At 66.7% G+C, this 20,504-nt stretch carries 17 protein-coding genes; 11 read left to right on the forward strand and 6 right to left on the reverse strand.

Features of this window, described 5'->3' with window-relative positions; genetic code table 11:
* The first annotated feature begins 2 nt into the window (after positions 1–2).
* Positions 3–1,916: a nucleoside-diphosphate sugar epimerase/dehydratase gene (locus tag N5D45_RS06305; RefSeq protein WP_043397011.1), complete on the forward strand. Its 1,914-nt coding sequence runs from the start codon at positions 3–5 to the stop codon at positions 1,914–1,916.
* Positions 1,913–2,791, forward strand: coding sequence for a UTP--glucose-1-phosphate uridylyltransferase GalU (gene galU / locus N5D45_RS06310; protein ID WP_197619242.1), 879 nt, complete (start codon positions 1,913–1,915; stop codon positions 2,789–2,791). Before N5D45_RS06305 ends, galU begins: the two co-directional genes overlap by 4 nt.
* A gap of 487 nt (positions 2,792–3,278) precedes the next feature.
* Here the strand turns inward: galU and N5D45_RS06315 are convergent, their stop codons facing one another.
* The 3 genes from N5D45_RS06315 to N5D45_RS06325 all read right to left on the reverse strand — a co-directional run bounded on the left by N5D45_RS06315 (position 3,279) and on the right by N5D45_RS06325 (position 7,627).
* Positions 3,279–4,487, reverse strand: a complete 1,209-nt coding sequence (locus N5D45_RS06315; RefSeq protein ID WP_005416236.1) for an acetyl-CoA C-acyltransferase — start codon at positions 4,485–4,487, stop codon at positions 3,279–3,281.
* A 74-nt stretch (positions 4,488–4,561) separates the two neighbouring features.
* Entirely contained in the window at positions 4,562–6,934 is a 2,373-nt protein-coding gene (locus tag N5D45_RS06320; RefSeq protein ID WP_057502615.1) for a 3-hydroxyacyl-CoA dehydrogenase/enoyl-CoA hydratase family protein, read from the reverse strand.
* 39 nt (positions 6,935–6,973) lie between these two features.
* Positions 6,974–7,627 (reverse strand): TetR family transcriptional regulator, encoded by a 654-nt coding sequence (locus N5D45_RS06325; protein WP_019338406.1) that lies wholly within the window; start codon positions 7,625–7,627, stop codon positions 6,974–6,976.
* Positions 7,628–7,972: 345 nt separating this feature from the next.
* Here N5D45_RS06325 and ndk point away from each other — a divergent pair, with 345 nt between their 5' ends.
* The 7 genes from ndk (at position 7,973) to der (ending at position 14,604) form a co-directional block, all read left to right on the forward strand.
* Positions 7,973–8,398: a nucleoside-diphosphate kinase gene (gene ndk, locus N5D45_RS06330; protein ID WP_008265389.1), complete on the forward strand. Its 426-nt coding sequence runs from the start codon at positions 7,973–7,975 to the stop codon at positions 8,396–8,398.
* Between the two features lie 10 nt (positions 8,399–8,408).
* The gene (gene rlmN, locus N5D45_RS06335) at positions 8,409–9,614 is read left to right on the forward strand and encodes a 23S rRNA (adenine(2503)-C(2))-methyltransferase RlmN (protein ID WP_005409296.1); all 1,206 of its coding nucleotides are present in this window, start codon (positions 8,409–8,411) and stop codon (positions 9,612–9,614) included.
* The gene (pilW, locus tag N5D45_RS06340; RefSeq protein ID WP_164193716.1) at positions 9,601–10,386 is read left to right on the forward strand and encodes a type IV pilus biogenesis/stability protein PilW; all 786 of its coding nucleotides are present in this window, start codon (positions 9,601–9,603) and stop codon (positions 10,384–10,386) included. The genes rlmN and pilW overlap by 14 nt, the downstream gene beginning before the upstream one ends.
* A gap of 18 nt (positions 10,387–10,404) precedes the next feature.
* Positions 10,405–11,277, forward strand: a complete 873-nt coding sequence (locus N5D45_RS06345) for a RodZ domain-containing protein (protein WP_019338408.1) — start codon at positions 10,405–10,407, stop codon at positions 11,275–11,277.
* Positions 11,278–11,342: 65 nt separating this feature from the next.
* Positions 11,343–11,981, forward strand: coding sequence for a tetratricopeptide repeat protein (locus N5D45_RS06350; protein ID WP_010484590.1), 639 nt, complete (start codon positions 11,343–11,345; stop codon positions 11,979–11,981).
* Complete coding sequence (gene bamB / locus N5D45_RS06355; RefSeq protein WP_010484593.1) at positions 11,981–13,189, forward strand: outer membrane protein assembly factor BamB; 1,209 nt, start codon at positions 11,981–11,983, stop codon at positions 13,187–13,189. Before N5D45_RS06350 ends, bamB begins: the two co-directional genes overlap by 1 nt.
* A 17-nt stretch (positions 13,190–13,206) precedes the next feature.
* Positions 13,207–14,604 (forward strand): ribosome biogenesis GTPase Der, encoded by a 1,398-nt coding sequence (der, locus tag N5D45_RS06360; protein WP_010484595.1) that lies wholly within the window; start codon positions 13,207–13,209, stop codon positions 14,602–14,604.
* A 132-nt stretch (positions 14,605–14,736) separates the two neighbouring features.
* Here the strand turns inward: der and N5D45_RS06365 are convergent, their stop codons facing one another.
* The 3 genes from N5D45_RS06365 to N5D45_RS06375 all read right to left on the reverse strand — a co-directional run bounded on the left by N5D45_RS06365 (position 14,737) and on the right by N5D45_RS06375 (position 17,118).
* Entirely contained in the window at positions 14,737–15,498 is a 762-nt protein-coding gene (locus tag N5D45_RS06365; protein ID WP_057502618.1) for a hypothetical protein, read from the reverse strand.
* Between the two features lie 94 nt (positions 15,499–15,592).
* Positions 15,593–16,228, reverse strand: coding sequence for a LysE family translocator (locus tag N5D45_RS06370; protein WP_057502619.1), 636 nt, complete (start codon positions 16,226–16,228; stop codon positions 15,593–15,595).
* A 74-nt stretch (positions 16,229–16,302) separates the two neighbouring features.
* Positions 16,303–17,118 carry an AraC family transcriptional regulator gene (locus tag N5D45_RS06375; protein WP_279938613.1) on the reverse strand — a complete coding sequence of 272 codons (816 nt, stop codon included), beginning with the start codon at positions 17,116–17,118 and terminating at the stop codon, positions 16,303–16,305.
* Positions 17,119–17,207: 89 nt separating this feature from the next.
* Here N5D45_RS06375 and moeB point away from each other — a divergent pair, with 89 nt between their 5' ends.
* Positions 17,208–18,344, forward strand: a complete 1,137-nt coding sequence (gene moeB / locus N5D45_RS06380) for a molybdopterin-synthase adenylyltransferase MoeB (protein WP_260364427.1) — start codon at positions 17,208–17,210, stop codon at positions 18,342–18,344.
* Between the two features lie 323 nt (positions 18,345–18,667).
* Positions 18,668–20,500 (forward strand): monovalent cation:proton antiporter-2 (CPA2) family protein, encoded by a 1,833-nt coding sequence (locus N5D45_RS06385; RefSeq protein WP_053442864.1) that lies wholly within the window; start codon positions 18,668–18,670, stop codon positions 20,498–20,500.
* Positions 20,501–20,504: the final 4 nt, after the last annotated feature.

The following is a 20,504-nucleotide window of genomic DNA, read 5'->3' on the forward strand; positions in this document are numbered from 1 at the left end:
TTATGGCTTCACCCTGGCGGGACAGAATCCTCGGCCTGATGCCGCGTTCGGCCATCGTCTGCCATGACCTGTTCATGGTCTGGGCATGCTGGCAGCTGCTCCACGCGGGGCGGTACTCGATCCTGGCCAACGCCCCCGAGCTCCCACTCTGGAACGTCGACACCACGCTGGTGCTGCTGCTGCAGGGCATGGTGTTCTGGCGCGTCGGCCTCTATCGCGGCCTGTGGCGGTTCGCCAGCGTCAGCGACCTGCTGAACATCTTCAAGGCCAGTTTCATCGGCATGGTCGCCATCGTGCTGGTGCTGATGTGGAAGCGCTTCGACGGCGTGCCGATGTCGGTGCTGGTGATCTATCCGTTCGCGCTGTCGGCGCTGCTGGGCGCGCCGCGCCTGCTGTACCGGGCCTGGAAGGACTATCAGGCGCTGCAGTCGGACTCGTCCGCGCGTCGCGTGCTGATCCTGGGTGCCGGCCAGGCCGCCGAGACGCTGGTCCGTGACCTGCGCCGTTCGGGCAATTTCGAGCCGGTCGGCCTGCTGGACGACGCGCCGCACCTGCGCGGTGCCAAGCTGCAGGGCCTGCCGATCCTCGGCACCCTGGACGATGCGCCGACAGTGGTCCGCGAGACCGCGGCCAAGCTGCTGGTGATCGCCATTCCGTCGCTGGACGCTGCGGGCATGCAGCGCATCGTCGCCATCTGCGAAAGCACCGGCGTGCCGTTCCGCACCGTGCCCAAGCTCAGCGATATCCTGCAGGGCCAGTCGCTGCCGGGGCAGTTGAAGGAAGTGGCGATCGAGGACCTGCTCGGCCGCAAGCCGATCATGCCGGACTGGAACCTGATCCGTGGCTGGTTGGGCGGGCGTACGGTGATGGTCACCGGCGCCGGTGGTTCGATCGGCTCCGAGCTGTGCCGCCAGTGCGCGCGTCACGGCGCCGGCCGCATCATCCTGCTCGAGATCAGCGAGCTGCTGCTGCTGACCATCGAGGGCGAGCTGCGGCGCAGCTTCCCGGATGTCGAGGTCGAAGCGGTGCTGGGCGACTGCGGTGACCCGGCGGTGATCCGCCACGCCCTGTCGCTGCACCCCGTCGACACCGCCTTCCATGCCGCCGCCTACAAGCACGTGCCGGTGCTGGAGCGGCAGCTGCGCGAAGCGGTGCGCAACAACATCCTGGCCACCGAGAACGTGGCCCGCGCCTGCCTGGAGGCACGCGTGGAGCATTTCGTGTTCATCTCCACCGACAAGGCGGTCGACCCGGTCAATGCGCTGGGCGCCAGCAAGCGCTATGCGGAGATGATCTGCCAGAGCCTGGACCAGAAGTCCACGCATACCCGTTTCGTCACGGTGCGCTTCGGCAACGTGCTGGCCTCGGCAGGCAGCGTGGTGCCGTTGTTCCGCGAACAGATCCTGCGTGGCGGGCCGGTGACCGTCACCGATCCGGAGGTCAGTCGCTACTTCATGACCATCCCGGAGGCCTGCCAGCTGATCCTGCAGGCGGCCGCTTCGGCGTCGCACGGTGCGATCTATACGCTCGACATGGGCGAGCCGGTGCCGATCCGCGTGCTGGCCGAGCAGATGATCCGCCTGGCCGGCAAGCAGCCGTACAAGGACATTCCGATCATCTACACCGGGCTGCGTCCGGGCGAGAAGCTGCACGAGACGCTGTTCTATTCGGACGAGGACTACCGTTCCACCGCGCACCCGAAGATTCTCGAGGCCGGTGTACGCACGTTCTCGCGTGATCTGGTGCTGGGCAATGTTCCACGCCTGCGCGATGCCGTGGCTGGTTACGACACCACCAGCATCCAGGAGATCCTGTTCGCGACGATGCCGGAGTTTTCTCCTATCGAACAGGATGCTTACATTTCATCCGCTAAAGTCGTGCCTTTTCCGGCACGTGAGGCCAACAGGCACCAATGAGCAAGCGAATTCGCAAGGCAGTTTTTCCAGTGGCAGGGCTCGGGACGCGCTTTTTGCCGGCAACCAAGACGGTTCCGAAGGAAATGTTGCCGATCATTGATCGTCCGCTGATCCAGTACGCGGTCGATGAGGCGATCGAAGCGGGCTGTGACACGCTGGTGTTCATTACCAACCGCTACAAGCACGCGGTCGCCGATTACTTCGACAAGGCCTACGAGCTGGAGCAGAAGCTCGAGCGCGCCGGCAAACAGGAACAGCTGGAGATGATCCGCCACGTGCTGCCCAACGGCGTGCGTGCGATCTTCGTGACCCAGGCCGAGGCCCTGGGCCTGGGCCATGCGGTGCTGTGCGCCAAGGCCGTGATCGGTGACGAGCCGTTCGCGGTGCTGCTGCCGGATGACCTGATCTGGAACCGCGGCGACGGCGCACTGAAGCAGATGGCCGACCTCAACGAGGCCAGTGGTGCAAGCGTGATCGCCGTTGAAGACGTGCCGCACGACAAGACTGCCAGCTACGGCATCGTGGCCACTGACGCGTTCGACGGCCGCAAGGGTCGCATTTCGCAGATCGTGGAGAAGCCGAAGCCGGAGGACGCGCCGAGCGACCTGGCGGTGGTCGGCCGTTATGTGCTGAGCCCGAAGATCTTCGAGCTGCTGGAGCAGACCGGCAGCGGTGCCGGTGGCGAGATCCAGCTGACCGACGCGATCGCGCAGCTGCTGAAGAGCGAAGAGGTTGATGCCTATCGTTTCGAGGGCACCCGCTTCGACTGCGGCACGCATCTGGGGCTGGTGGAGGCGACGATCCGCTTTGCGCTGGACAACCCGAAGCTGGCCGGGCCGGCGCGGGAGAAACTGACGGCGATGTTGGCGGAATAAGGTTTATCAAGCGCTCCGTGCAGCGCCTTGATTGATACGTGATGGGCGGGACGGGTGGGCCGTTGCAGGACACGCCGTGAACCCGTCCATGGGGGCTCGGTCGCCGCATCCATGCGGCGAACGGTCCTGCAAAGGCCCACCCGCCCCGCCTGTCAGGTTTCCTGCTGGCGCGGACGGGAAGGGCGGAATCAAGGGCAAGAGCAAAAGCAAAAAGGCAGCCGATGGCTGCCTTTTTTGTTTCCGCGAGCGTCGAGTCGGGGTCGGATCCCTTTGCGTAGCAAAGGGCTCTGACCCCGGCCTTTGACCCTGCCTTTGCTCACCCCTCCGCCGCGGGGAGGCTGGAAGGGCCGGGTTGGCAGGGCTGCCCGGGACCGTTGGCGCCATGGATGGCGCCATCGAGCCCCCATGGAAGGGTTCACGGCGTGTCCCGGGCAGCCCTGCCAACCCGGCCCACGCCATGAAGCCCAACGAGGCAACGCTTTGAACCTTACAGCGCCTCGAAAATACCCGCCGCACCCATGCCGGTGCCGATGCACATCGTCACCATGCCGTACTTCTGCTGGCGACGACGCAGGCCGTGCAGCAGGGTTGCGGTACGGATCGCGCCGGTTGCACCCAGCGGGTGGCCCAGGGCGATCGCGCCGCCCAGCGGGTTGACCTTGCTCGGGTCCAGGCCGCAATCGCGGATCACCGCCAGCGACTGCGCGGCGAACGCTTCGTTCAGTTCAATCCAGTCCAGCTGGTCCTGGGTCAGGCCCGCCTGCTTCAGTGCCTTCGGGATCGCGGCGATCGGGCCGATGCCCATCACTTCCGGGCGCACGCCGGCCACCGAGAAACTGACGAAACGGGCCAGCGGGGTCAGGCCGTAATCCTTGATTGCCTGCTCCGAGGCCAGCAGCACGGCACCGGCGCCATCGCTCATCTGCGAGGAGTTGCCGGCGGTGACGGTGCCGCCGAACTGGCCGTTGCGGAACACCGGGCGCAGCTTGGCCAGGCCTTCGGCGGAGGAGTCCGGGCGCGGGCCTTCGTCGGTGTCGGCGACCTTGTTGCGGGTGATGATGCGCTGGCCATCGGCCAGGTCCGGCAGGTGCGAGACGATCTCGTACGGGCTGATCTCGTCCTTGAACTCGCCGTTCTGGATCGCCGCCATGGCCTTCTGGTGCGAGGCGAGGGCGAAGGCGTCCTGGTCTTCGCGCGAGACCTTCCACTCTTCGGCCACCTTCTCGGCGGTGATGCCCATGCCGTAGGCGATGGCCACGTGGTCGTTGTCGAACACGCTCGGTGCCATGGCGATCTTGTTGCCCATCATCGGCACCATCGACATCGACTCGGTGCCACCGGCCAGCATCAGGTCGGCGTTGCCCAGGCGGATCGCGTCGGCGGCCTGCGCCACGGCCTGCAGGCCGGAGGAGCAGAAGCGGTTCACGGTCTGTGCGGCGATGGTGTTCGGCAGGCCGGCCAGCAGCACGCCGATGCGGGCGACGTTCATGCCCTGCTCGGCTTCCGGCATCGCGCAGCCGATGATCGCGTCATCGATGCGGTTGACGTCCACGCCCGGGGCCTGCGCGACGACGCTGCGCAGCACGTGCGCAAGCATGTCGTCGGGGCGGGTGTTGCGGAACATGCCCTTGGGCGCCTTGCCGACCGGGGTACGGGTGGCGGCGACGATGTAGGCGTCCTGGATTTGCTTGGTCATTGCAGTGATCTCTTGAATTTTTTAGCCGGAGTGCCGACCAACGGTCGGCACCCACCAAAAGCAGGGAGGGGCGATCAGTTACGCAGCGGCTTGCCGGTCTTCAGCATGTGCGCGATGCGGGCCTGGGTCTTTTCCTGCTGGGCCAGTTCGACGAAGTGCTTGCGCTCCAGGGTCAGCAGCCACTCTTCGTCCACCAGGGTGCCGCGGTCGACCTTGCCGCCGCACAGCACGGTGGCGATGCGCTCGGCGATCTCGTAGTCGTACGGGCTGATGAAGCGGCCTTCCAGCATGTTGACCAGCATCATCTTGAAGGTGGCGATACCCACGTCACCGGCCACCTGGATGCGGCGTGCCGGCAGCGGCGGACGGTAGCCCGCTTCAGCCAGGGCGCGCGCTTCGGCCTTGGCGATGTGCAGCGCTTCGTAGCTGTTGAACACCACCTTGTCGGTGCTGCGCAGCAGGCCCAGTTCCTTGGCGTTGACCGCGGAGTTGGACACCTTGGCCATCGCCACGGTCTCGAAGGTCTTCTTCAGTTCGGCGAACACGTCACCGCCCGGGCCTGCGGCCTGCGAGGCGCGCACGGCCAGTTCCTTCAGGCCACCACCGGCCGGCAGCAGGCCGACGCCGGCCTCGACCAGGCCGATGTAGCTTTCCAGGAAGGCCACGGTCTTGGCGCTGTGCATCTGGAACTCGCAGCCACCACCCAGCGCCAGGCCACGCACGGCGGCAACCACCGGCACCAGCGAGTACTTGATGCGCTGGCTGGTGCGCTGGAAGTTGGCCACCATTTCTTCGAACTGGTCGACCTTGCCGGCCTGCAGCAGGCCCAGTGCACCGGCCAGATCGGCACCGGCAGAGAAGGGCTCCTTCTGCTGCCAGATCACCAGGCCCTGGAAGTCCTTCTCGGCGCGGCTGACGCATTCCTGCAGGCCGTCCAGCACCTGGTCGGACACGGTGTTCATCTTGGTCTTGAAGCTGACCACGGCGATGCCATCACCGTCGTGCCACATGCGCAGGCCGTCGTTCTCGAACACGGTCTCGCCCGGCGCGAACTTCTCGCCCAGCAGCGGATCGGGGAAGCGCTGGCGCTGGTACACCGGCAGCGCCGAGCGCGGCAGCTTGGCATTGCGCGACGGGCTGTAGCTGCCTTCGGCGGCATGCACGCCGTCGCGGCCATCGAACACCCAGTCCGGCAGCGGGGCGTTGCTCATGCTCTTGCCGGCCACGATGTCATCGGCGATCCACTGTGCGACCTGCTTCCAGCCGGCGGCCTGCCAGGTTTCGAACGGGCCCAGCGACCAGCCGTAGCCCCAGCGGATGGCCAGGTCCACGTCGCGCGCGGTCTCGGCGATGTCGGCCAGGTGGTAGGCGCTGTAGTGGAACAGGTCGCGGAAGGTCGCCCACAGGAACTGCGCCTGCGGGTGCTGGCTTTCGCGCAGCTTGGCGAACTTCTCGGCCGGGTTCCTGATCTTCAGGATCTCGACCACTTCCGGCGCGGCAGCGCGATCGGCCGGGCGGTAGTCCTGCTTCTCCAGGTCCAGCACCACGATGTCCTTGCCGACCTTGCGGAAGATGCCGGCGCCGGTCTTCTGGCCCAGCGCGCCCTTGGAAATCAGCGCGTCCAGCCACTTCGGCGACTTGAAGAACTCATGCCACGGATCATTCGGCAGGGTGTCGCCCATGGTCTTGATGACGTGCGCCATGGTGTCCAGGCCGACCACGTCGGAGGTGCGGTAGGTCGCCGACTTCGGGCGGCCGACCAGCGGGCCGGTCAGGCCGTCCACTTCATCGAAGCCCAGGCCGAACTGCTGGGTGTGGTGGATGGTCGACAGGATCGAGAACACGCCGATGCGGTTGCCGATGAAGTTCGGGGTGTCCTTGGCGTACACCACGCCCTTGCCCAGGGTGGTGACCAGGAAGGCTTCCAGGCCTTCAAGCACGGCGGCGTCGGTGGTGGTGGCCGGGATCAGCTCGGCCAGGTGCATGTAGCGCGGCGGGTTGAAGAAGTGCACGCCGCAGAAGCGGTGACGCAGCTGCTCGGGCAGCACGTCGGCCAGCTTGTTGATGCCCAGGCCCGAGGTGTTGGAGGCCAGCACCGCGTGGTCGGCCACGAACGGCGCGATCTTCTTGTACAGGTCCTGCTTCCAGTCCATGCGCTCGGCAATGGCCTCGATGATCAGGTCGCAGTCCTTCAGCTGCTCCAGGCCCGACTCATAGTTGGCCGGGGTGATGGCTTCGGCCAGCGACTTGCTGGCCAGCGGCGCCGGGCTCAGCTTGCCCAGGTTGGCGATCGCCTTCAGCACGATGCCGTCGGCCGGACCTTCCTTGGCAGGCAGGTCGAACAGCACGGTGTCGACGCCAGCGTTGGTGAGGTGGGCGGCGATCTGGGCACCCATGACGCCGGCACCCAGCACGGCGGCGCGGCGGACTAGCAGGGAATTGGACATGGTGTAGGGCCTTTGTTGGTCAGCAGTTACTGGGTGGAATCAAAGGGAAGCGGGCAGGGCGCTGGCGCGTGCGGCGGCGCGGAACCCGGCTTCGGCGAAATGGATCAGTTCGTGGGCGGCATGGGCACGATGCGCCGCTTCGGTGACACCGGCGGGACGCTTGATCAGCCCGAAGTCGGCCATGGCATAGGTGAGCGAGCCGGCCAGGAAGTCCAGGCGCCAGTACAGCTCTTCCTTGCTCAGGCCGGGCACGCACTCGCCGATGGCCTTGCCGAACGCACGCAGCACGTGGCCGTAGTGGTCAGACAGGAACTTGCGCAGGTTGTCGTTCTTCTCGGCATAGGCGCGGGCGATCACGCGCACGAAGGCGCCGCCGTTCTGGCGGTCCTGGGCCAGCGCCAGCGCCGGTTCGACGAAGGCGGCCAGCACCGGGCGCAGTTCACCGGGGTGTTCGCTGCGGGCCCGCTCCAGCTGCGACAGGCGGGCACCGGTCATCTCGTCCATGCGGCGGCGGAAGACCTCGTTGACCAGGTTTTCCTTGGAACCGAAGTGGTAGTTGACCGCGGCGATGTTGACGTCGGCCTGGCTGGTCACCTGCCGCAGCGAGGTGCCGGCGAAGCCGTGCTGGGCGAACAGCTCCTCGGCCGCGCCGAGGATCCGGTCCTTGGTCGAGAAGTGGGCGGGCTTGGCCATCGATGGGCGGACCTTAATCAAACGATTGTTTGATACTAGAACCAGACGGTACCGTATGGCATTTTGCAGTGCAGCAAAATAGGCCGGCTCGGTCAGATTTCACTCAGGTGGGTGAATGGGTGGACCTGAACCTGTAGAGCCGAGCCCGCGCTCGGCTGCTCTTCGGCCAAGGGCCAGCCGAGCATGGGCTCGGCGCTACAGCAGGGCCGCACGGCCCTCTACCACCCGGCCACGTTATCTTTTACAATTCGCCTACGTTTATCAGGCTAAGCCCGCGTCCCGACGCGGGTTTTTTTCATGTTACCCTTCGGGCCATCAGCGGCCCGATTCCATTGGAGACATCCCATGGCGCTGGAGCGCACCCTTTCGATCATCAAGCCGGACGCCGTTGCCAAGAACGTCATCGGCGAAATCTACGCCCGCTTCGAGAAGGCCGGCCTGAAGGTCGTGGCCGCCAAGTACAAGCAGCTGTCGCGCCGTGAAGCCGAAGGCTTCTACGCCGTGCACCGCGAGCGTCCGTTCTTCAACGCGCTGGTCGAGTTCATGATCTCCGGCCCGGTGATGATCCAGGCCCTGGAAGGCGAGAACGCCGTCCTGGCCCACCGCGACCTGCTGGGCGCCACCAACCCGAAGGAAGCCGCTGCGGGCACCATCCGCGCCGACTTCGCCGAATCCATCGATGCCAACGCCGCCCACGGCTCGGACTCGGTCGAGAATGCCGCGATTGAAATCGCCTACTTCTTCGCCGCCACCGAAGTCGTCTCGCGCTGAGAGTAATGCCGTGAACGAGGTCGTACAGTCCCCCGCCATCCAGCCGCTGCCGAAGTCGGCACCCACGGCTGGCAAGCAGAACCTGCTCGACCTCGATCGCGCGGGCCTGGAGAAGTTTTTCGTCGAGGTTCTTGGCGAAAAGAAGTTCCGTGCCCACCAGGTGATGAAGTGGATCCACCATCGCTACGTCACCGACTTCGATGAAATGACCGACCTCGGCAAGGTCCTGCGTGCCAAGCTGCAGGCCCATGCCGAGGTACTGGTTCCCAACATCGTGTTCGACAAGCCCTCCGCCGACGGCACCCACAAGTGGCTGCTGGCGATGGGCGTGGATGGCAAGAACGCCATCGAGACCGTGTACATCCCGGACAAGACCCGCGGCACGCTGTGCGTGTCTTCGCAGGTCGGTTGCGGCCTGAACTGCACGTTCTGCTCCACCGCCACCCAGGGCTTCAACCGCAACCTGACCACCGCCGAGATCATCGGCCAGGTGTGGGTTGCCGCGCGCCACTTGGGCAACGTGCCGCACCAGATGCGCCGCCTCACCAACGTGGTGATGATGGGCATGGGCGAGCCACTGATGAATTTCGACAACGTCGTGCGCGCCATGAGCGTGATGCGCGACGACCTGGGCTACGGCCTGGCCAACAAGCGCGTGACCCTGTCGACCTCCGGCCTGGTCCCGCAGATCGACCGCCTGTCTGCCGAAAGCGACGTGTCGCTGGCGGTGTCGCTGCATGCGCCGAACGATGCGCTGCGCGAGACCCTGGTGCCGCTCAACAAGAAGTACCCGATCGCCGAGCTGATGGCCTCGTGCGCACGCTACCTGCGCGCCAACAAGCGCCGCGAATCGGTCACCTTCGAATACACCCTGATGAAGGGCATCAACGACAAGCCCGAGCATGCCCGCGAGCTGGCCCGCCTGATGCGCCAGTTCGACAACGCGGTGCAGGCCAAGGATTCGGGCAAGGTCAACCTGATTCCGTTCAACCCGTTCCCGGGTACCCGCTACGAGCGCTCGGAAGAGGCGCATATCCGCGCCTTCCAGAAGATCCTGCTCGACAGCAACGTGCTGACCATGGTCCGCCGCACCCGTGGCGACGACATCGACGCTGCCTGTGGCCAGCTCAAGGGCCAGGTGATGGACCGCACCCGCCGCCAGGCGGAGTTCAACAAGACGCTGCAGGCGGGGAAGGGGAGCGATGCCGCGGCCTGACCGCCTCTGGCTGGTTCTGCTCGCAGGCGTGCTGGCCGTTGCGGTCGGTGGCTGCAAATCCCAACCCAAGGCCAGGCTGGGCCCCAGCGAAGCGCCGGTCTACTCGGTCCGCGATCCGGACAACGTGCGGCGTCAGGTGCGCCTGCAGGACCTGCTGGCACTGGCCGCCCGCGACATGCAGGTCGGCAACCTCGATGCGGCCGAACGCAAGGCGCGCGAGGCGCTGAAGCTGGCACCCGAATCGCCTGATGCGCTGGTGCTGATGGCCGGCATCGACGAGCGCCGTGGCCGTACCCAGCAGGCCGGTGAGAGCTTCCGCAGGGCTGCCGAACAGGCGCCGCAGCGCGGGGACGTCCTCAACAATTACGGCGCGTGGCTGTGCCAGCAGGGCCGCCCGGCCGAGTCGCTGGCCTGGTTCGATCGTGCGCTGCAGGCGCCGGGCTACGCCACGCCGGCCGAGGCCCAGGCCAATGCCGGGGGCTGTGCCCTGGACGCTGGCCAGCTTGAACGTGCCGAGCGCGACCTGCGCGCGGCGCTGTCGACGCTGCCGGGAAATCCGGTCGCGCTGGAGGCGATGGCCCAGCTCAGCTTCCGCCAGGGCCGCTACATGGAGGCCCGGGCCTTCGCCGAACGTAGGATTGCGGCTGCACCCGCAACGCGTTCCGTGTTACAACTTGCGTCTCAAATCGAAGCGCGGCTGGGTGATCGGGCGGCATCTGATCGCTATATTCAGCGGATTCGACAGGAATTTCCGCAGGAAGCGGGCTCCTAACTCCAGGGTTGATGCATTGTGATTGATGACCAGACTGTGAGCGCTCTCGAGACTGCGGCCGGCTGCGGCAGCCGCCTGCGCCAGGCCCGCGAGGCGGCCGGACTGACCCTCGAAGATGTCGGCTCGCGCCTGCGCATGCCGGTCCAGGTGGTCAGGTCGCTGGAAGAAGAACAATGGCAGAAGCTTGGCGCGCCGGTGTTCGTGCGCGGCCAGCTGCGCAGTTACGCGCGGCTTCTGGATGTGGACGTGGGAGAGCTGCTGGAGCAGGCCCAGGTCGGCCCGGTGGTTCCGCCCACCCTGGTCAGCCATACCCATACCCCGCGTGCGCGCCGCATTGCCGAGAATCTCGGCCGTCGCGTGCTGTATGTCGGCATCACCGCGGTGCTGGCGGTGCCGGTGTGGTTCGCCACCCGTGGCCATTTCGATGGCAGTGCCACCCCGTCGCCGAATACCGCCTCGCTGGACGCCATCCCGGCCGCCGTGCCGGTAACCCCGTCCGCTGCGGGTGTCGAGCCCTCGGCGCCGGCTGAAGTGGCGAGCGCCCCGGCCAGCAAGCCGGCCGCCACCCCGTACGTGGCCTCGCTGGCCCCGGTGCCGCGTTCAGCCCCGGCGCCAGCGGCTGCCGCCAACACGCTGGACATGCAGTTCAGCGGCGACAGCTGGGTCGATATCGGCGGCCCGGACGGCGCTACCGTCGAGAAGGCGCTGATCAAGTCCGGCGAAAGCCGCAGCTTCACACCGGGCCAGGTGACCCGGGTGACCCTGGGCAACGCCTCGGCGGTCCAGGTTCAGCAGAACGGCGCTATCGTCGATCTGACCCCCTACCAGCGAGCCAACGTGGCACGCTTTCAGGTATCCTCTGAAGGCTCCGTAGTCCCGGTTTCGCACTGAGGCGCGGTTTCACCACCTTCGATTAATCCCAATGGTCCCTCCCGATGGGCGGGGCGAGAGTACGCATGGCGATCGACGATCTGCTCGACGAGCACGAACAAAGTGAACGCGTCCGCAGCTGGCTGCGGAAGAATGGCGCCAGCATCCTCGGTGGCGTAGTCATCGCCATCGGTGCCATTGCCGGCTGGCAGTGGTACCAGAAGGATCAGGGCGGCAAGCTGGCCTCGGCCAATGTCGAGTACCAGAAGGCGCTCGTTGGCCTGCAGCAGAACAAGCTCGACGACGCCTCCAAGGCGGTCAAGGCGCTTGAAGCCGGCCCGTCCAGCATCTACGGCGACCTCGCGGCGCTGCAGCTGGCCAAGGCCCAGGTCGACGCCGGCAAGAACGAAGAAGCCCTGGCCACCCTGCGCGGCGTGAAGGTCGAAGGTGACCTGCAGCGCGTGGTCGATCAGCGTGTGGCCCGCCTGCTGGTGGCCACCGGCAAGAGTGACGAGGCGATCAAGCTGCTGGGCAGCGCCACCGACAGCAGCAGCCTGGAAATCCATGGCGACGCGCTGATGGCGCAGGGCAAGCGCGATGACGCCCGGAGCCAGTACGAGAAAGCGCTGAAGTCGCTGGACGTGGCAGCGCCGCAGCGGCGCCTGCTGGAAACCAAGGTTATGGACGCCGGCGGCACCGTTGCCGCCCCTGCGGAGTCGGTTTGATGAGTCAGAAGGTCATGATCACCCGCGTCGCCACCGTGCTCCTGATGGGCATGGCCCTGAGCGGCTGCAGCACCGTGAAGGGCTGGTTCGCCGGCAAGGACGCGGCCGCGAAGAAGGCACAGGAACCGGCTGAGCTGGTCAAGTTCGAGCCGACCCTGAAGGTCAACAAGGCCTGGTCGGTCAACCTCGGCAAGGGCGAGCGCCGCATCGGCGTGCGCCAGGGCCCGGCGGTGGCCAACGGCCACGTGTTCGCTGCGGCGCTCACCGGTGGCGTGCACGCCATCGACCTGCAGACCGGCAAGAAGGTCTGGACCTGGGAGCCGAAGAAGGAAAAGAAGAAGGCCAAGCTGCGCCTGTCCGGCGGCCCGGGGGTCGGTGAGAACCTGGTCGTGATCGGCACGCTGGATGGCCAGGTCATCGCCCTGGACATCAACGACGGCAGCGAGAAGTGGCGCGCCCGTGTTCCGGGTGAAGTCATCGCCGCGCCGGCCATCGCCCAGGGCGCGGTCTACGTGCGCAGCAATGACGGCCGCATCACCGCGTTCGATGCCGGCAACGGCACCCAGAAGTGGTTCAACCCAAGCGAGCTGCCGGCACTGACCGTGCGTGGCAACGCGCCGGTGGTGACCGGCCCGGGCGTGCTGTTCATCGGCAAGGACGAGGGCGCGGTTGCCGCCCTGGCCCAGCAGGATGGCCGCACCCTGTGGGAACAGAACGTGGGCAACGGTGAAGGCCGGACCGAGCTGGAGCGCATGGCGGATGTCGACGGCGCGCCGGTGCTGGATGGCAACACCCTGTTCGTGAGCAGCTTCAAGAACCAGACGATGGCCATCGAAGGCCCGACCGGTCGCCCGCTGTGGGCGCGCGACCATGGCGGTGCCGGTGGTGTGGCGGTCTCGTCTGGCAATGTGTTCGTCACCGACAACAAGGGCGGCGTGTTCGGCCTGGACAAGGCCAGCGGCGCAGCGATGTGGTCGCAGACCGCATTGGCCCGTCGCTCGCTGACCGGTCCGGCACTGCACGGCGACTATGTCGTGGTCGGCGACTACAAGGGATACGTGCACTGGTTGCAGACCTCCGATGGTGCGATGGCGGCACGGGCGAAAAGTGGCGGCGACGCGCTGCTGGCCCAGCCGGTCGTCGTAGACGGGGTGCTGCTGGTGCAGAACGTTGATGGCAAGCTGACCGCCTTCCGGTTGGCAAATTAAAAATTGGAGTAATCGCGATGCTGCCTTTGGTCGCCCTGGTTGGACGGCCGAATGTCGGCAAGTCGACTATTTTCAATGCGCTTACGCGCACCCGTGACGCGCTGGTCCATGACCAGCCCGGCGTCACCCGCGACCGCAACTACGGCGTCTGCCGCCTCGACGAGGACAACCATTTCCTCGTCGTGGATACCGGCGGTATCGCGGAAGAGGAAGAGGGTCTGGCAGGGGCTACCACCCGCCAGGCCCGCGCCGCTGCGGCGGAAGCCGACCTGATCCTGTTCGTGGTTGACGCCCGTGAGGGTACGTCGGCGATGGACGACGAGATCCTGGCCTGGCTGCGCAAGCTGTCGCGCCCGACGCTGCTTCTGATCAACAAGATCGACGGCACCGACGAGGACACCGTGCGTTCGGAGTTCGCCCGTTACGGCTTCGGCGAGATGCTGACCGTGTCGGCTGCGCACCGCCAGGGACTGGACGACCTGCTGGACGAGGTGGTCCAGCGCCTGCCGGAAGAAGGCAGTGGCGAAGAGCTGGACAACGATCCGAACCGCATCCGCATCGCCTTCGTCGGCCGCCCGAACGTGGGCAAGTCGACGCTGGTCAACCGCATTCTCGGCGAGGAGCGCATGATCGCCTCCGACGTGCCGGGCACCACCCGCGACTCGATCGCGGTGGACCTGGAGCGTGACGGCCGCGAATACCGCCTGATCGATACCGCCGGCCTGCGTCGTCGTTCGCGCGTGGACGAGGTCGTCGAGAAGTTCTCGGTGGTCAAGACCATGCAGTCGATCGAGCAGTGCCAGGTGGCCGTGCTGATGCTCGACGCCACCGAAGGCGTGACCGACCAGGACGCCACCGTGCTCGGTGCCGTGCTCGACGCCGGCCGTGCGCTGGTGATCGCCATCAACAAGTGGGATGGCCTGACCGAGTACCAGCGCGAGCAGGCGGAAACCATGCTGTCGCTGAAGCTGGGCTTCGTGCCGTGGGCTGAATCGGTCCGCATCTCGGCCAAGCACGGCTCGGGCCTGCGTGAGCTGTTCCGTGCGGTGCACCGCGCGCACGAATCGGCGAACAAGACCTTCACCACCAGCGAAGTGAACAAGGCGCTGGAAGTAGCCTACGAGACCAACCCGCCGCCGACCATCCGCGGCCACGTCTCCAAGCTGCGCTACGTGCACCCGGCCGGCTCCAATCCGCCGACCTTCATCGTGCACGGCACGCGCCTGAAGGAGCTGCAGGAATCCTACAAGCGCTACCTGGAGAACTTCTTCCGCAAGCGCTTCAAGCTGATCGGCACGCCGGTGAGCTTCATCTTCCGCGAGGGTACCAACCCGTACGAGGGCAAGAAGAACGTCCTCACCGAGCGGCAGGTCAAGGCCAAGCGGCGCTTGATGAAGCACGTCAAGGGCAAGTGATTCACGGGGAGGCGGCCGCAGGGCCGCCTTTTTCGTTGCGGCGAACCGGTCTGTAGAGCCGAGCCCATGCTCGGCTGCTTTTCGCGGATTGACGAGGCGCGCTGCGTGCGTCAGCCGAGCATGGGCTCGGCTCTACAGATCTCGATCTGGGCGACCGCCGCGACGTGCGCGGCAATGTGGCAAGGCGCATGGGATGCTGCGGGGTGCGGCCATCATCGATTCCGGCAGCCGCGCCTGCTCCGTGATGCTTGCCCAGACCAGGGTGGTACCCAATGCTCCTGCCAGGTACGCCACCGACACCGCCCCGGTCACCAGGCCTGCGGCATGCTCCAGCCACGGAAGGAGTCGGCAATACCTCCGTGCCCAGCGCAGATGGCTGCCGAGCCATGCCATCAGCAGGCCGAGCGACAGCGCGACGCCGCTCAGGCCGGCCACGTAAGCGGCCTTGGTGCCAGTGTCGGCAACGAGGCCGGTAAGCAGGGCAGCCACCGCGAACTGCAGCATCCAGTTGCTGGTGCTGGCGAGCGCCAACAGGCATCCAGCCTCGGCGTGCGGCCAACGGGAGCGGGCCCTCAGGCCCCAGGGCATCTGCAGCGAAAGCGGAGAGAGGGTGGTCAGCCCGGCATCGCGCAGGCACATGCCCGCCAGGCGCAACAGCAGGAGGCAGCCCGTGCACTGCATCGCCAGCGTCCACAGGCCGCGGTTTCCCAGCATGGCCGCTGCAACGAAAGCCATGGCGCAGATGACGCCCGTACCGATGGCGATACCGAACGACGCGGCCATGGCGGCGTGCCCGCCCGCGCCCATTGCGGTGCGCAGGATCTTCGCGTGATTGGAAGCAGGCAGGAGCATGGCGAAGCCGTACAGCACCGCGACGATGAAGAACTGCTGCACGTAAACCTGCCACCGACCTACAGAAAGTGCCGAGTGTGGGTTGGTGCGGACGCGCCGTATTGAACGCTATTGCGACAGGCGCGAATCGCCGGCATCAGCCCACCCACAGCGACACGACGATCCACAGCGCCAGCGCAATCATCAGGAGCCCTGCGGTGCGCTCCAGCCAGGGCAGGGCGCGTGCGAATCGGCCCAGCACCCACGGGTGGCCGACCAGCGCGGCTACCAGCAGATCCCATAGCAGGACGATGCCGAACATCCACGCGCCATAGAAGAACTTCGTTGCGGTGCCGGCCTGCGGACCGTTGAGCATTGCCGCCAACGTTGCGTAGAACAGCGCATTCTTCGGGTTCAGCAGCGCAGACAGGGCGCCCAGCCCTGCCGCCTTCCACCATCCGTGGGCACCGTCCGCTCGCGATCCGGCGGCAGCGTCAGATGCCTGCAGCGTCGTCGAACCCGCATGGCGCAGGAACAGCGTGCCGAGGTACAGCAGGAACCCGCAGCCCGCCAACTGCACCGCAATGAACCCTGCGCTACCTGCGCGCAGCATGGCCATTCCGGTGAAGGCGGCCACGATGAAGACGCCATTTCCGAGGGCGATGCCTGCGCAGGCGCCACTGGCGGTGCGCCAGCCAGAGGTGATCGCAGTGCGCGCAACAAGGAAGAAGTCGGGGCCGGGTGAGAGCAGGGCGAGAAAATGTACGGTGGCGATGACCAGGAACTGTTCCATCGGGTCCGGCGGCGGCTGGCGGGGGCGCCAGTGTGGGGATGCGCCGCGCGATGGTATTGAACGTTATTGCAGGCTCAGCGCCGGTACTGGCCCGGGGTCGCACCGGCGTGGGCCTTGAAGACCCGCTGGAAATGGCTCTGGTCGGCGAACCCCAATGCATGGGCGACCACGGCCAGTGCCTGCCCATCGCACAGCCGCCGCCGGGCCTCCTGGATGCGCTGGTCGATCTGCCAGGCGTGCGGGGTCAGGCCTGTGGCACGCCGGAAGGCGCGGATCAGCTGGTAGCGGCTCATGCCTGCCAGCGATGCCAGCTCCTGCAGGGCCGGGGTGTGTTCGAGCCGCTGGCGCAGAACGTCCATCACCGGCTGCACCCGCTGCTGTAATGCGGCATCTTCAGGCGGGCCAGCGACGGCTACACCATCGTGTTCATCCAGATCGCCGACGAACGCGATCAGGGCAGCTTCCTTGACGCTGACCGGATCGTCGGAGAACAGCGTCTGGTTGAGCTGGCAGTACTGCTGGTAGCGCGCGCGATGGTTGGAAATCCGGATCGGTTCCTGCTGCCAGTCGGGTTCGGGCAGGTCGTCATACTCGGCGCGGACCTCGGCCATCCAGCGCGCGTCCAGATGCAGCATCTGGTAGCTCCAGACCTGGCCGGGCAGGGGGTTGCAGGCATGCACGCGGCCTGCAGGTACGCCGACCAGGCTGCCAGGCTGCAGCAGGCGCGGTCCTTCCACAGCACCGGTGAACAGGCTGCTGCCGGCGTCCACGGCGCCGATCGAGAAGGTGTCATGGCTGTGCGGGCGATGGCAGGCGCGGCTGTCGCACGCCCGTCGGCTTTCGACGAAGGGCATGCGCGGGTCACGCCAGAATTCGGTGGCAGAGCGCATGCTGCGGTTCCGGGATGCAGGGGGCAACGCCCGCATGGTGCCATGTTCGGGGCGAGGCGCGGCGAAGGTGTCTGCGCGATAATGCAGCCATGAGCATCCAAGAGCTTTCCCCCGCGCAGGCGTGCGAGCGCCTGGCCCACGGCGCGGTGCTGATCGATGTGCGCGAAGCGCACGAACGGGCCGGCGGGATGGCCGAGGGCGCGCGCGGCGTGGCCAAGGGCGAGCTGCAGGCCAACCCGGCCGCGCATCTGCCGCGGCACGACCAGGAGATCCTGCTGATCTGCCAGAGCGGCAAGCGCTCGGTCGATGCCGCGCAGTTCCTGCTGGAGGCCGGCTACACAAACGTCGCTTCCGTGACGGGCGGCACCGTGGCCTGGCGCGAGCAGTCGCTACCGCTGGTGCAGCCGCTGGCCAGCGCCGCCGACCGCGATTTCTATGATCGCTATTCGCGGCATCTGCTGCTGCCGCAGGTGGGCGAGGCAGGGCAACGGCGGCTGCAGCAGTCGCGCGTGCTGGTGTTGGGCGCGGGCGGTTTGGGGGCGCCGGCCGGCTTTTATCTTGCTGCGGCCGGGGTGGGGCGCCTGCGCTTTGCTGACCACGACCGCGTGGAGCGCAGCAACCTGCACCGGCAGATCGTGCATACCGAAGCCAGTGTCGGCCAGTTCAAGGTCGATTCGGCGCGCGAGCGGTTGCTGGCGCTGAACCCGTCGATCGAGGTCGAGGCGGTGCCCGAGCGGGTCACCTCCGACAACGTGGATGCGCTGCTGGACGGCGTGGACGTGGTGCTGGACGGCTCGGACAACTTCCCGCTGCGCTACCTGCTCAACGACGCCTGCATCAAGCACGCCAAGCCGCTGGTGTACGCCGCCATCGAGCGCTTTGACGGCCAGGTAAGCGTGTTTGACGCCGGCCGCCAGCGTGGCGTGGCGCCATGCTACCGCTGCCTGTTCCCCGACCCGCCGCCGCCGGAGTTCGCGCCGAACTGTTCCGAGGCCGGGGTGCTGGGTGTGCTGCCCGGCCTGGCCGGCGTGCTGCAGGCCACCGAGGTGCTGAAGCTGCTGCTGGGCATCGGTGAGCCGCTGGTGGGGCGGCTGCTGCGCTTCGATGCGCTGGGCATGCGCTTCCGCGAGACCGGCATCCGGCCGGACCCGCATTGCCCGGTGTGTGCGCCGGGCGTGCCGTTCCCGGGGTATATCGATTACGCCGCGTTTTGCCGGGGTGGGTAACCCCGGCCGGGGATTCATCCACGCATGGCGTGGATCTACCGGGGCGCGGCGGCTGTGCGTCATCCACGCATGGCGTGGATCTACTGTAGAGCCGAGCCCATGCTCGGCTGCTTCTGGCCTCGGCACGAAGAGCAGCCGAGCGTGGGCTCGGCTCTACAGGTCATGGCGCCCACCCAAGCATGTGCATGGTTTCGGGATGATGCCGGGGGTCGCTCCCGGCATCGTTCCACCTCCAAGACAATCCGGCGCAACATGCGTGCTATTGCCGTCATCGGCATTGCTCTATTGTTGAACTCGATTCTGGATCTTGGGGAAAACACCGCATGGCGGTAGAAGCAGCGACCAGCGAGCTGGTCAAGGTCGTCGCCCTGCTGGGCGCGGCGGTGGTGATGGTGCCTTTGTTCCGCCGGGCCGGCCTGGGCTCGGTGCTGGGCTACTTCGCCGCTGGCCTGGCGATCGGACCGTTCGGACTGGGCTGGTTCTCCGACCCGCAGGCCATCCTGCATACAGCCGAACTCGGCGTGGTGATGTTCCTGTTCGTGATCGGCCTGGAAATGCGGCCCTCGCACCTGTGGAGCCTGCGTAAGGAGATCTTCGGGCTGGGCACGCTGCAGATCGTCACCTGCGCGCTGGTGCTGACCAGCATCGCCAAGCTGTTCGGCCTGCCGTGGCAGGTGGCCTTCATCGGCGCCACCGGCTTCGTGCTCACCTCTACCGCGGTGGTGATGCAGCTGCTGGCCGAGCGCGGTGACATCGCGCTGCCGTCGGGGCAGAAAATCGTCTCCATCCTGCTGTTCGAAGACCTGCTGATCGTGCCGTTGCTGGCGCTGGTGGCCTGGATGGGCCCCAGTGCGGGCAGTGCCGATGGCGAGGGTTCGCGCTGGCTGTCGGTGGCGATCGGCGTGGGTGCCATCGTCGGCCTGGTGCTGGTCGGCCGCTTCCTGCTCAACCCGTTGTTCCGCGTGCTGGCCGAATCGAAGGCGCGCGAGGTGATGACCGCCGCCGCGCTGTTGGTGGTGCTGGGCGCGGCGCTGCTGATGCAGCTGTCCGGCCTGTCGATGGCGATGGGCGCGTTCCTGGCCGGCGTGCTGCTGAGCGAATCGACCTTCCGCCACCAGATCGAAGCGGACATCGAACCGTTCCGCGGCATCCTGCTCGGCCTGTTCTTCCTCAGCGTGGGCATGGCGCTGGACCTGGGCGTGGTGGCGGGCAACTGGCAGCTGATCCTCGGCCTGGTGCTGGCGCTGATGGCGGCCAAGGCGCTGTGCATCTACGTGGTCGCGCGCATCATGGGCAGCGACCACGCGCAGGCGCTGGACCGTGGCGTGCTGATGGCGCAGGGCGGCGAGTTCGCTTTCGTGCTGTTCTCCGCCGCGGCATCGGCCGGCGTGATCAACCTGGAGATCAATGCCAACTTCACTGCCGTGGTGGTGCTGTCGATGGCGCTGACCCCGCTGGTGGTGCTGCTCTACAAGCGCATCGCGCCGAAGCCGACGGTGAACATGGATGGCGTGGACGAGGCCGAGGGCCTGTCCGGCAGCGTGCTGCTGATCGGCTTCGGCCGCTTCGGTCAGGTTGCCAGCCAGTCGCTGCTGGCGCGCGACGTGGACGTGACCATCATCGACAACGATGTGGAGATGATCCAGAGCGCCGCGCGGTTCGGCTTCAAGATCTATTACGGCGACGGCACGCGGTTGGATGTGCTGCATGCTTCGGGCGCGGCCACCGCACGTGCGATTGCGGTGTGCGTGGACAAGGCCGAGGCGGCTGATCGCATTGTTGAGCTGGTGTCGCACGAGTTCCCGCAGGCCAAGCTGATGGTGCGCTCGTTCGACCGCGAGCATTCGCTGCGGCTGATCCATGCCGGCGTCGATTTCCAGATCCGCGAGACGTTCGAGTCGGCGGTGCTGTTCGGCCAGGCCGCGCTGGTGGAGCTGGGTGCGGACGAAGACGATGCGGTGGAGATTGCCGAGCAGATCCGTCGCCGCGATGCCGAGCGTTTTGAGCTGGAAATTGCCGGTGGTGGTCTGAATGCCGGCGCGCGGATGATCTACGGCAACAGCCCGCAGGGCGTGCCGACGCCGACGCCGTTCACCGCGCCGAAGCGGGAGAGCAAGACACTGAACCCGCAGGATGTGCCGGAAGAGGAAGAATGAGGTG

This window comes from Stenotrophomonas sp. GD03819, from assembly GCF_029841665.1.
Lineage (GTDB): Bacteria > Pseudomonadota > Gammaproteobacteria > Xanthomonadales > Xanthomonadaceae > Stenotrophomonas > Stenotrophomonas geniculata.